The organism is Providencia rettgeri (assembly GCF_041075285.1).
GTDB lineage: Bacteria > Pseudomonadota > Gammaproteobacteria > Enterobacterales > Enterobacteriaceae > Providencia > Providencia rettgeri_G.
The window spans coordinates 4,022,980-4,036,043 of sequence record NZ_CP163512.1; the positions used below are offsets into that span (position 1 = coordinate 4,022,980).

Here is a 13,064-nt window from a genome sequence, read left to right on the forward strand (position 1 = left end):
TGCCTTTTACATGATACAATCGCTATCTTTGCTTATAGCCATTTGCGGCGGCCACTGATAATAATGGAGTAAATAATGACTGAGTTAAAAAATGACCGCTATCTACGTGCTTTGCTACGTCAGCCTGTAGATGTGACCCCGGTATGGATGATGCGTCAAGCGGGGCGTTATTTGCCTGAATACAAAGCAACGCGTGCCGAGGCTGGTGATTTTATCGCGCTGTGTAAAAACACTGAACTTGCATGTGAAGTGACATTACAGCCTTTACGTCGTTTTCCATTAGACGCCGCAATTTTATTCTCTGATATTCTGACTATCCCTGATGCAATGGGGCTTGGGTTGTATTTTGAAACAGGGGAAGGTCCACGTTTTCAAAAGCCTGTCGCCTGTGCAGCGGATGTGAAAAACATCCCAATTCCCGATCCTGAAATGGAATTGGGTTATGTGATGGATGCGGTTCGCGCTATTCGCAAAGCCCTTGAAGGGAGTGTCCCACTCATTGGCTTCTCAGGAAGCCCATGGACATTGGCGACTTATATGGTGGAAGGCGGCAGTAGTAAAGCATTCACCAAAATCAAAAAAATGATGTATGAAGACCCGAATACACTGCATTTATTACTGGATAAACTGGCTGATAGCGTGATTTTATACTTAAATGCGCAAATTCGTGCAGGGGCACAATCCATCATGATTTTTGATACGTGGGGTGGAGTATTAACTAAACGTGATTATTTACAGTTCTCCCTAAATTACATGCATAAAATTATCGACGGATTGATTCGTGAAAACGATGGTCGTCGTGTGCCTATCACCTTGTTCACCAAAGGGGGAGGGCAGTGGTTAGAAGAAATGGCGGCGACAGGATGTGATGCTTTAGGCCTTGATTGGACTACCGAAATTGCTGATGCACGTCGCCGTGTAGGGGATAAAGTTGCGCTACAAGGCAATATGGACCCTTCTATGTTGTATGCATCTCCGGCTCGTATTGAAGATGAAGTACAAAATATCTTATCCGGTTTTGGCCATGGTGAAGGGCATGTATTCAACTTAGGCCATGGTATCCATCAAGATGTTCCACCTGCGCATGCAGGAGCATTTGTTGATGCGGTTCACCGTTTCTCTCGCCAATATCATCAGTAGTCATCATTTCTTGATGTTCTTGATTTGTGGTGTATTTATGAAACCTTGTAAGTACACCATTATCATCTATGATTAAGAATAATTAAGTATCGAAGCATTGGAAGCGTTATGGTTTTAGATACTCAACAGTTACGAAAAGAGCAAATTAGCCAAGCCTCAAAAATCGTTTTGCATGATGAGTTTCCACCATTGCAACTGATTGGCGGGGCAGATGTGGGGTTTGAACAGGAAGGCGCTATCACACGTGCAGTGGTGGCGGTGCTATCTTGGCCGCAGCTAGTGCTTGTTGAATATCAAATAGCGCGAATACCGACTCAGTTGCCTTATATCCCAGGATTACTTTCTTTTCGTGAAGTGCCAGGGCTAATGGCGGCATGGGGAAAAATACAGCATAAACCTGAATTAGTACTTGTTGATGGTCAAGGCATTGCTCATCCACGGCGCTTTGGTGTGGCTTGTCACTTTGGTTTGCAAGCCAATGTCGCAACAATCGGTGTTGCAAAAAGCCGCTTATGTGGTGAATCTGCAGAGCTAGGTGAAGATCCCGAAAGTGTACAACCTTTAATGGCAGGTGAAGATCAACTCGGTTGGGTATTACGTAGCAAAAAACGCTGCAAACCATTATATGTTTCTCCGGGGCATAACGTAGGTTTTTCGTCTTCCTTAGCATGGGTTAAGAAGTGCTTAAGAGGTTATCGACTACCCGAACCAACGCGTTTTGCTGACGGAATTGCATCAAATCGAACGTTTTTTAAGCGAATGAATGAGAAAATCAGCTAATTATCAGCAAAATATGTGGCATTGACAGATTTTCAGGTAAACTGCGAAGTATTAAGATTGATGAGTCAGAAATTATGTTAAGAAATCCCATTCATTTGAGGTTGGAAAAATTAGAAAGCTGGCAACATACCACTTTCATGGCAAGCTTATGTGAAAGAATGTATCCCAATTTTCGGATGTTTTGCCAGCAAACTGAATTTGCCGATGCAAAAGTTTATCGTTCCATCCTTGATTTAGTTTGGGAAACTTTGGTTATTAAAGATAGCAAAGTCAATTTCGATAATCAGTTAGAAAAATTAGAAGAAATTATCCCATCAGCAGATGATTTCGATATGTATGGTGTGTATCCAGCTATTGATGCCTGTATAGCATTAGGTGAAATCATTCACTCTAAATTGAGTGGTGAAACCCTCGAACACGCAATACGGGTTAGCGAAGCCTCCATTCGTACGGTTGCCATGCTCGAAATGACTCAAGCAGGGCGGGAAATGACAGAAGAAGAACTTAAAGAAATCCCTGCAATTGAAGAAGAGTGGGATATCCAGTGGGACATTTTCCGTTTACTGGCAGCTTGTGAAGAGCGCGACTTAGAGTTAATTAAAGGATTAAAATCTGACCTTCGCGAAGCGGGGGTGAGCAATATAGGTATTACTTTAGGCTAATTTTTGCATTTTCGTCATCGAAAACGTGACTTAGCGCAGTAATGCTGAGTACTAAGACTTCACATTTGCCCCTACTCTGGTCTACATTTAGGGGCGAGAAGAAGTGGCTATCGGGGGCGTGTATCAGGGGCTGTCAATTTGGCATATCCGACGCACTCGATGCTTTGCAAACGATAAACACACTGTGTAAGGATAATTTATGAATAAGACTGAATTAGTTGATGCTATCGCAGAATCAGCAGACCTGACCAAAGTTCAGGCAAAAGCAGCTTTAGAATCTACTCTGAATGCTATTTCTGAAACGCTGAAAAAAGGCGAGCAAGTACAACTGGTCGGTTTCGGTACTTTTAAAGTTAGCCACCGTGCTGCTCGTACTGGTCGTAACCCACAAACTAAAGCAGAAATTCAAATTCCTGCGACAACTGTGCCTGCTTTCACTGCCGGTAAAGCATTGAAAGAAGCTGTAAAATAAGTACATTGTACAGTCGAATTATCAGGGGGGGTAAAAAACTACCCCTTTTGTTTATTCAAAAAGGGTTGCTGGTATTGGGAACTCTCTCAATGCTAAGCGCCTGTTCCTCGAATGCACCAAAGCTTCCAGAGTTTAGTGCAAGTGGTTTTATTGCCGATGATGGCGTCATACGTATGTGGCGGCTTAACGATGCAAAAAGCCAACCTCTTGTCCTTATGGTAGTTTATAGTCCCTATAAAGGCACAGACACCTCCGTTAATTTCTTCGAATACCGATTTGGTAACCTCTGGCAAATTCGCAGCCAAATCTTGAATCAAAAAGGTGGTGATATCACCGAGCAACTACGCTTCAATAAAAATAATGATGTTATTTTTATGCAGCGTGTTCAAGATGGTAGTAAAAGACCGCTTTCAAATGATGAAATCACACGTTGGCGCTTTGAAGCGGAACGGGTACTTGAGACAAACACTGCGCTGATTGTTGGTGGCGTCAAATTGTATCAAGGTCGTTGGCAACAAGGTAAAGTCACAACTTGTGAAGGGGATGTGCGCGAAGTGACGTTTGAACCTTATGCTGAAAACTGGCTGCAAAACCGTGCAAAGGTGTGGCACTCCCAGTTGAATTTAGCGTGGCTGGAGTCCTCAGAGGGCAATCAACTTTTGATGGTGGCCGATACCGATTTTTGCCGCTGGCAGCCTTCTAAAGATAGTTTATAAATAACCGCTCGTCGTCTTTCGAACCACCGCTACACTACTTCGTTCGTTCACCCTAGAGCTATTTATCTTTGCTGTAAATCGAAATACTTAGACTCATTGGCTGTGTGAAGGTCAAAGGCAAAAAAATTCAAAAGCAGAAAACAAAAAGCTGATAAAAGTTTCCTCTTATCAGCTTGGGTAATGATTTGATTCTTTGTATTATTTAATACGAGCGATAGCGCGATAGCCAATATCGGTGCGATAAAAACTATCATTCCAATGAATGTTTTTTGCTACTTCATACGCTTTAGCTTGGGCCTTGGCAATATCATCGCCTAATGCGGTGACACATAGTACACGTCCACCGGCAGTGACAACGCCGCCATCTTTCAGGCGAGTACCAGCATGAAAAACTTTACTATCTGCGGTTTCATGGGGCGGTAAACCTGAAATAACATCGCCATTGTGGTAATCACCCGGGTAACCACCTGCGGCAATCACAACGCCTAAAGCAGGGCGTTCATCCCATGATGAACCTTTGCCAGCCAGTTCGCCTTTTGCACCGGCTAAACACAGTGCAACTAAGTCTGACTGTAAACGCATCATAATAGGCTGAGTTTCAGGATCACCAAAGCGGCAGTTAAATTCGATAACTTTTGGATTACCCGCTTTATCGATCATTAACCCAGCATATAAAAAGCCTTGATAACGGTTACCTTCCTGATCCATTCCTTTAATGGTTGGGTAAATCACTTGTTCCATAACACGTTGATGGATTTCATCTGTGACTACAGGCGCGGGAGAGTAAGCTCCCATCCCCCCTGTATTAAGGCCTGTATCACCATCGCCAACACGTTTATGGTCTTGGCTTGTTGCCATCGGGATCACGTTCTCCCCATCAACCATCACGATAAAGCTGGCTTCTTCCCCATCAAGAAACTCTTCAATAACAATGCGGTGTCCGGCATCGCCAAAGGCATTACCTGCTAGCATATCTTGTACAGCATCTTTCGCTTCTTGCAGTGTCATTGCAACAATCACGCCTTTACCGGCGGCTAAACCATCCGCTTTAATTACGATAGGCGCGCCGACTTTATCTAAATAGGCTAAAGCAGGCTCCACTTCTGTGAAATTTTCATAGGCCGCGGTCGGTATGTGATGGCGAGCTAAAAAGTCCTTAGTAAATGCTTTCGATCCTTCTAATTGAGCTGCGCCTTTCGTTGGACCAAAAATAGTTAAACCAGCGGCTTTAAATGCATCAACAACACCAATAACTAATGGTGCTTCAGGACCAACAATGGTTAAGTCGATTTGTTTTTCTTTAGCAAATCGTAATAAGCCATCGATATCAGTGGCAGAAATATTCACATTTTCAAGTGCAGGTTCAAGGGCTGTTCCTGCATTTCCTGGTGCAACATAGACTTTCTTTGCTAAAGGCGATTGTGCTGCTTTCCAAGCTAATGCATGCTCACGACCACCACCGCCAATAATTAATATATTCATTAGTAATCTCCTAATAATTAGTGACGGAAGTGACGCATATTAGTGAAAATCATCGCAATACCATGTTCATCGGCGGCGGCAATAACTTCTTCATCACGAATCGAGCCCCCAGGCTGGATAACGCAAGTGACACCCACAGAAGCAGCAGCATCAATGCCATCGCGGAATGGGAAAAATGCATCTGAAGCCATTGCACAGCCAGCGACTTCTAACCCTTCATCTGCGGCTTTAATGCCTGCAATTTTAGCAGAATACACACGGCTCATTTGGCCTGCACCAATCCCGATGGTCATATCATTTTTAGCGTAAACAATCGCATTCGATTTAACGAATTTAGCTACCTTCCAGCAGAATAGGGCGTCTTTCAGCTCACGCTCAGAGGGTTGGCGTTTGGTGACAACGCGTAACGCTTCTTTTTCTACCATGCCTAAATCACGGTCTTGTACTAATAGACCGCCGTTGACACGTTTGAAATCTAAGCCAGCAACAGGTTTTCCCCACTCACCACAAACCAGCACACGAACGTTTTGTTTTGTTTCTAGAATAGGTAACGCATCATCTGCCACTGACGGTGCAATAATCACTTCAACAAACTGACGATCAATAATCGCTTGTGCGGTTGCTTTATCTAATTGACGGTTAAAAGCGATAATGCCACCGAATGCAGAGGTTGGATCAGTCTTAAATGCATTGTCATAGGCTGCATGAATATTGTTACCGATAGCAACACCGCAAGGGTTAGCGTGTTTTACAATTACACAGGCAGGCTCATCGAATGATTTCACGCATTCTAAAGCCGCATCAGTATCCGCGATATTATTATAAGAAAGCGCCTTGCCCTGAATTTGCTGTGCAGTTGCAATAGACGCTTCTTTTGGATTCTCTTCTATATAGAAAGCGGCATCTTGATGGCTGTTTTCGCCGTAGCGCATATCTTGTTTTTTGATAAAGTTTAAATTCAAGGTCCGCGGGAAACGGCCAGAAGGCTGTGTGGTATCACCATAATAAGGGGCAACCAACTCGCCAAAATAGTTCGCAATCATACTGTCGTATGCGGCGGTGTGTTCGAATGCTTTTATTGCCAAGTCAAAACGGGTTGCCCAGTTCAGTGAGTTTTGGTGATCATCCATTTCATCAATAATGGTTTGGTAGTCATTACTGTTCACTACGATCGCAACGTCTTTATGGTTTTTAGCGGCAGAGCGCACCATAGTGGGGCCGCCAATATCGATATTCTCAACAGCGTCCTCTAGTGTACAGTTTGGTTTTGCGACGGTTTGAGCAAAAGGATATAAATTCACAACGACCATATCGATAGGCGAAATATCATGTTCTTGCATGATTGCATCATCGGTACCACGGCGACCTAAGATCCCGCCATGAACTTTTGGGTGCAGCGTTTTTACACGGCCATCCATCATTTCAGGGAACCCCGTGTAATCAGAAACCTCAGTCACATTTAGGCCTGATTCTGCGAGTAGTTTCGCAGTACCGCCAGTGGATAGAAGCTCAACACCACGCTCGGAAAGCGCCTTAGCGAATTCAACAACCCCTGTTTTATCAGACACACTAAGCAGGGCACGACGAATAGGACGAAGCAGTTGCATGAGATAGATCCCTTGGATTTGAATAAATAAGGCAATAACAAATATCAATTAGTGAAAGCCATTGGCTCTTCTTATATACCTATTTATAAAAGCGGAATTTGGAGGCTTCTTCAATAGCAATATATAAGTCACTAACAATTTCAGAACATAAAAATAAAATCAATGCTGAAATTTCGCGCTAATTGTAACGCAAACGTTTGCGTAATGCGCGATAAATTTTAAATTATTTTCACCTTGTGGATAACTTGGTGGATAAGTCAGTATAAGTCGGGCTTTTGCTGTGGAATGCAGCAGTTGGATAAAAAAATGAAAAAAAGGGGTTGCCAGATTTTTCTGACTCCCTATAATGCGCATCCACTGACCGGGAACAAGACAACGCAAAGCGCGATGAACACTGAAACGGCAGCGAGAGATTCTGAAAAGAAAAAGCAAAAAATTGCTTGACTCTCACGGAGGAAAACGTATTATACGCCTCCTCGCGACAACGACCTTGAAGTCGAAAATCGAAAGATTCAGTCGCAACGCTCTTTAACAATTTATCAGACAATCTGTGTGGGCACTCACAGGACACTATCAAAAAAATATTTGATTTTAAGTCTTGAAGAGTGACTAACACGTTAATTCATATATATGAACTTAATAGGTAGTAACGTTATTTTGGAAGGGTAACGCGAAAGCAAGCAGCGATGAACCGAGACAGTACTTAAGTACGGCGAGGTGAAGCGATGCGCAGCTGACAAAGTTAACCGAACAAAAGAGCGTTACGAGACAGTAACATTCTTTGAGCATCAAGCTTTTTAATTGAAGAGTTTGATCATGGCTCAGATTGAACGCTGGCGGCAGGCCTAACACATGCAAGTCGAGCGGTAACAGGGGAAGCTTGCTTCTCGCTGACGAGCGGCGGACGGGTGAGTAATGTATGGGGATCTGCCCGATAGAGGGGGATAACCACTGGAAACGGTGGCTAATACCGCATAATCTCTAAGGAGCAAAGCAGGGGAACTTAGGTCCTTGCGCTATCGGATGAACCCATATGGGATTAGCTAGTAGGTGAGGTAATGGCTCACCTAGGCGACGATCCCTAGCTGGTCTGAGAGGATGATCAGCCACACTGGGACTGAGACACGGCCCAGACTCCTACGGGAGGCAGCAGTGGGGAATATTGCACAATGGGCGCAAGCCTGATGCAGCCATGCCGCGTGTATGAAGAAGGCCCTAGGGTTGTAAAGTACTTTCAGTCGGGAGGAAGGCGTTGATGCTAATATCATCAACGATTGACGTTACCGACAGAAGAAGCACCGGCTAACTCCGTGCCAGCAGCCGCGGTAATACGGAGGGTGCAAGCGTTAATCGGAATTACTGGGCGTAAAGCGCACGCAGGCGGTTGATTAAGTTAGATGTGAAATCCCCGGGCTTAACCTGGGAATGGCATCTAAGACTGGTCAGCTAGAGTCTTGTAGAGGGGGGTAGAATTCCATGTGTAGCGGTGAAATGCGTAGAGATGTGGAGGAATACCGGTGGCGAAGGCGGCCCCCTGGACAAAGACTGACGCTCAGGTGCGAAAGCGTGGGGAGCAAACAGGATTAGATACCCTGGTAGTCCACGCTGTAAACGATGTCGATTTGGAGGTTGTTCCCTAGAGGAGTGGCTTCCGGAGCTAACGCGTTAAATCGACCGCCTGGGGAGTACGGCCGCAAGGTTAAAACTCAAATGAATTGACGGGGGCCCGCACAAGCGGTGGAGCATGTGGTTTAATTCGATGCAACGCGAAGAACCTTACCTACTCTTGACATCCAGAGAACTTAGCAGAGATGCTTTGGTGCCTTCGGGAACTCTGAGACAGGTGCTGCATGGCTGTCGTCAGCTCGTGTTGTGAAATGTTGGGTTAAGTCCCGCAACGAGCGCAACCCTTATCCTTTGTTGCCAGCGATACGGTCGGGAACTCAAAGGAGACTGCCGGTGATAAACCGGAGGAAGGTGGGGATGACGTCAAGTCATCATGGCCCTTACGAGTAGGGCTACACACGTGCTACAATGGCGTATACAAAGAGAAGCGACCTCGCGAGAGCAAGCGGAACTCATAAAGTACGTCGTAGTCCGGATTGGAGTCTGCAACTCGACTCCATGAAGTCGGAATCGCTAGTAATCGTAGATCAGAATGCTACGGTGAATACGTTCCCGGGCCTTGTACACACCGCCCGTCACACCATGGGAGTGGGTTGCAAAAGAAGTAGGTAGCTTAACCTTCGGGAGGGCGCTTACCACTTTGTGATTCATGACTGGGGTGAAGTCGTAACAAGGTAACCGTAGGGGAACCTGCGGTTGGATCACCTCCTTACCATTGAAGTGTATTTGTGAAGTGCTCACACAGATTGTCTGATGAAATAGAGAGTAAAGCCAATCTAAGATTGACTGAAGACCTTGTTGTCCCCTTCGTCTAGAGGCCTAGGACACCGCCCTTTCACGGCGGTAACAGGGGTTCGAATCCCCTAGGGGACGCCACTTCAGGATATCGAAAGGCTGCGCGTCAACATTTCTGTGTTGTGCGGTGCTCGCGATGCTCACGTACCTTAAGTACGCTCCGCTCGCTGCGCGCCTCCGCCGAGAAATGTTATAGCTCGCACTTTCTCGCGATAGCTTTTACTCAATAATGATTAAGCCTATTACAGCGTAGTAGGCTTAACAATTATGCTCTTTAACAATCTGGAACAAGCTGAAAATTGAAAACAACGCACATCGTTTATCGCTTAAACGATGTGAGAGTCTCTCAAAAATCTCAACTCAAGATGTTCTTTGTCATGATGGCAAAACGTAATGAGCGAGCAGTCAGCGATTCAAGGCGGCCAGCGCACAGCAAGCGCAGCGTACATGAGTACGTGAGCATTGCGAGCACTGCCCAACATAGAATCGATGCACGCGCAGCCATTACCCGTCAGAATGACACGAAAAGACACCTTCGGGTTGTGAGGTTAAGCGACTAAGCGTACACGGTGGATGCCTAGGCAATCAGAGGCGATGAAGGACGTGCTAATCTGCGAAAAGCGTCGGCAAGGTGATATGAACCGTTATAACCGACGATATCCGAATGGGGAAACCCAGTGCAATTCGTTGCACTATCGTTTGATGAATCCATAGTCAAACGAGGCGAACCGAGGGAACTGAAACATCTCAGTACCTCGAGGAAAAGAAATCAACCGAGATTCCCCTAGTAGCGGCGAGCGAACGGGGAGCAGCCCAGAGTCTTAATCAGCATCAGCATCAGGAGAACGGTCTGGAAAGTCCGGCAGTAAAGGGTGATAGCCCCGTATCCGAAGGTGTTGGTGTTGTGAACTCGACGAGTAGGGCGGGACACGTGTTATCCTGTCTGAATATGGGGGGACCATCCTCCAAGGCTAAATACTCCTGATTGACCGATAGTGAACCAGTACCGTGAGGGAAAGGCGAAAAGAACCCCGGCGAGGGGAGTGAAATAGAACCTGAAACCGTGTACGTACAAGCAGTGGGAGCCCCATCACTCAAGTGCCTCGGCAATTGAGTGATGGCTTAAAACACCACCACAAGAGCAGCGCAGCATTGGCTAACATGGTTGGTCGATTTTTTCAAGCCGCAGCGCAGTGGACATAGAAGTCCATGAGCAGCGGAAGTTAAAAAATCGGGCAAGATTGGACGGCAAGGCAAGCGGGACATTTGAGGATGGGGTGACTGCGTACCTTTTGTATAATGGGTCAGCGACTTATATTCTGTAGCAAGGTTAACCGAATAGGGGAGCCGTAGGGAAACCGAGTCTTAACTGGGCGAATGAGTTGCAGGGTATAGACCCGAAACCCGGTGATCTAGCCATGGGCAGGTTGAAGGTTGGGTAACACTAACTGGAGGACCGAACCGACTAATGTTGAAAAATTAGCGGATGACTTGTGGCTGGGGGTGAAAGGCCAATCAAACCGGGAGATAGCTGGTTCTCCCCGAAAGCTATTTAGGTAGCGCCTCGTGAACTCATCTTCGGGGGTAGAGCACTGTTTCGACTAGGGGGTCATCCCGACTTACCAACTCGATGCAAACTACGAATACCGAAGAATGTTATCACGGGAGACACACGGCGGGTGCTAACGTTCGTCGTGAAGAGGGAAACAACCCAGACCGCCAGCTAAGGTCCCAAAGTCATAGTTAAGTGGGAAACGAAGTGGGAAGGCTCAGACAGCCAGGATGTTGGCTTAGAAGCAGCCATCATTTAAAGAAAGCGTAATAGCTCACTGGTCGAGTCGGCCTGCGCGGAAGATGTAACGGGGCTAAACTATGCACCGAAGCTGCGGCAGCGAACGTATCACTTAAACTGATTAAGTGGTACTGCAATGTATCAAAACGATTGACGGAACGCAGTGACGTCAATGCGTTCATCAAAGTCGAGGCGGTAACGCACGGCAAGTCAGTTTAAGGATACGTTCGTTGGGTAGGGGAGCGTTCTGTAAGCCTGTGAAGGTGTACTGTGAGGTATGCTGGAGGTATCAGAAGTGCGAATGCTGACATAAGTAACGATAATGCGGGTGAAAAACCCGCACGCCGGAAGACCAAGGGTTCCTGTCCAACGTTAATCGGGGCAGGGTGAGTCGACCCCTAAGGCGAGGCAGAAATGCGTAGTCGATGGGAAACGGGTTAATATTCCCGTACTGGTGATAATTGCGATGGGGGGACGGAGAAGGCTAGGCTGGCCGGGCGACGGTTGTCCCGGTTTAAGGATGTAGGTGGGTGAATTAGGCAAATCCGGTTCACTATACACTGAGATCTGATGACGAGTCACTACGGTGGCGAAGTAGCTCATGCCCCGCTTCCAGGAAAAGCCTCTAAGCTCTAGATTATCATTAATCGTACCCCAAACCGACACAGGTGGTCAGGTAGAGAATACTCAGGCGCTTGAGAGAACTCGGGTGAAGGAACTAGGCAAAATGGTGCCGTAACTTCGGGAGAAGGCACGCTGGCATTAGGTGAAGTGATTTACTCATGGAGCTGAAGCCAGTCGCAGATACCAGCTGGCTGCAACTGTTTATTAAAAACACAGCACTGTGCAAACACGAAAGTGGACGTATACGGTGTGACGCCTGCCCGGTGCTGGAAGGTTAATTGATGGGGTTATCCGTAAGGAGAAGCTCTTGATCGAAGCCCCAGTAAACGGCGGCCGTAACTATAACGGTCCTAAGGTAGCGAAATTCCTTGTCGGGTAAGTTCCGACCTGCACGAATGGCGTAATGATGGCCAGGCTGTCTCCACCCGAGACTCAGTGAAATTGAACTCGCTGTGAAGATGCAGTGTACCCGCGGCAAGACGGAAAGACCCCGTGAACCTTTACTATAGCTTGACACTGAACATTGAGCCTTGATGTGTAGGATAGGTGGGAGGCTTAGAAGCGTGGACGCCAGTCTGCGTGGAGCCAACCTTGAAATACCACCCTTTAATGTTTGATGTTCTAACGTTGCCCCATAATCTGGGGTGCGGACAGTGTCTGGTGGGTAGTTTGACTGGGGCGGTCTCCTCCCAAAGAGTAACGGAGGAGCACGAAGGTTGGCTAAGCATGGTCGGACATCATGCGGTTAGTGCAAAGGCATAAGCCAGCTTGACTGCGAGAGTGACGGCTCGAGCAGGTACGAAAGTAGGTCTTAGTGATCCGGTGGTTCTGAATGGAAGGGCCATCGCTCAACGGATAAAAGGTACTCCGGGGATAACAGGCTGATACCGCCCAAGAGTTCATATCGACGGCGGTGTTTGGCACCTCGATGTCGGCTCATCACATCCTGGGGCTGAAGTAGGTCCCAAGGGTACGGCTGTTCGCCGTTTAAAGTGGTACGCGAGCTGGGTTTAGAACGTCGTGAGACAGTTCGGTCCCTATCTGCCGTGGGCGTTGGAAGATTGAAAGGGGCTGCTCCTAGTACGAGAGGACCGGAGTGGACGCACCACTGGTGTTCGGGTTGTCATGCCAATGGCACTGCCCGGTAGCTAAGTGCGGAAAAGATAACCGCTGAAAGCATCTAAGCGGGAAACTTGCCTTGAGATGAGTCTTCCCTGACTCTTAAAGGGTCCTAAAGGAACGTTTAAGACTAAGACGTTGATAGGTTGGGTGTGTAAGCGTAGCGATACGTTGAGCTAACCAATACTAATGAACCGTGAGGCTTAACCTGACAACACCGAAGGTGTTTTAGAGAGAGTGTGTTGATTT

Annotated in this window: 7 protein-coding genes, 1 tRNA gene and 2 rRNA genes; 8 read left to right on the forward strand and 2 right to left on the reverse strand. The window is 46.7% G+C overall.

The genetic code is table 11. From position 1 onward, the window contains the following. The first annotated feature begins 75 nt into the window (after positions 1-75). The 5 genes from hemE (at position 76) to AB6N04_RS18485 (ending at position 3,770) form a co-directional block, all read left to right on the forward strand. On the forward strand, positions 76-1,140 hold the full coding sequence (gene hemE, locus AB6N04_RS18465) for a uroporphyrinogen decarboxylase (protein WP_369309681.1): 1,065 nt from the start codon (positions 76-78) through the stop codon (positions 1,138-1,140). A gap of 108 nt (positions 1,141-1,248) precedes the next feature. Next, entirely contained in the window at positions 1,249-1,920 is a 672-nt protein-coding gene (gene nfi, locus AB6N04_RS18470; RefSeq protein ID WP_369309682.1) for a deoxyribonuclease V, read from the forward strand. 74 nt (positions 1,921-1,994) lie between these two features. Next, positions 1,995-2,582, forward strand: a complete 588-nt coding sequence (locus AB6N04_RS18475; RefSeq protein WP_369309683.1) for a YjaG family protein — start codon at positions 1,995-1,997, stop codon at positions 2,580-2,582. 199 nt (positions 2,583-2,781) lie between these two features. Next, complete coding sequence (locus AB6N04_RS18480) at positions 2,782-3,054, forward strand: HU family DNA-binding protein (protein ID WP_369309684.1); 273 nt, start codon at positions 2,782-2,784, stop codon at positions 3,052-3,054. Between the two features lie 89 nt (positions 3,055-3,143). After that, entirely contained in the window at positions 3,144-3,770 is a 627-nt protein-coding gene (locus AB6N04_RS18485) for a DUF1481 domain-containing protein (protein ID WP_369309685.1), read from the forward strand. Positions 3,771-3,968: 198 nt separating this feature from the next. Here the strand turns inward: AB6N04_RS18485 and purD are convergent, their stop codons facing one another. Together purD and purH are read right to left on the reverse strand one after the other, a co-directional pair. Further along, on the reverse strand, positions 3,969-5,252 hold the full coding sequence (gene purD, locus AB6N04_RS18490) for a phosphoribosylamine--glycine ligase (protein WP_369309686.1): 1,284 nt from the start codon (positions 5,250-5,252) through the stop codon (positions 3,969-3,971). Positions 5,253-5,269: 17 nt separating this feature from the next. Beyond that, positions 5,270-6,859 carry a bifunctional phosphoribosylaminoimidazolecarboxamide formyltransferase/IMP cyclohydrolase gene (purH, locus tag AB6N04_RS18495; RefSeq protein ID WP_369309687.1) on the reverse strand — a complete coding sequence of 530 codons (1,590 nt, stop codon included), beginning with the start codon at positions 6,857-6,859 and terminating at the stop codon, positions 5,270-5,272. 798 nt (positions 6,860-7,657) lie between these two features. Between purH and AB6N04_RS18500 the strand changes: the two genes are divergently transcribed. From AB6N04_RS18500 to AB6N04_RS18510, 3 genes are all read left to right on the forward strand, one after another. After that, positions 7,658-9,197: ribosomal RNA gene (locus tag AB6N04_RS18500) — 16S ribosomal RNA — on the forward strand. Between the two features lie 88 nt (positions 9,198-9,285). Beyond that, positions 9,286-9,361, forward strand: a tRNA-Glu gene (locus AB6N04_RS18505). A gap of 465 nt (positions 9,362-9,826) precedes the next feature. After that, positions 9,827-13,026, forward strand: a 23S ribosomal RNA gene (locus AB6N04_RS18510). The 16S and 23S rRNA genes sit together here with 1 tRNA gene alongside, the layout of an rRNA operon. Positions 13,027-13,064 lie beyond the last annotated feature (38 nt).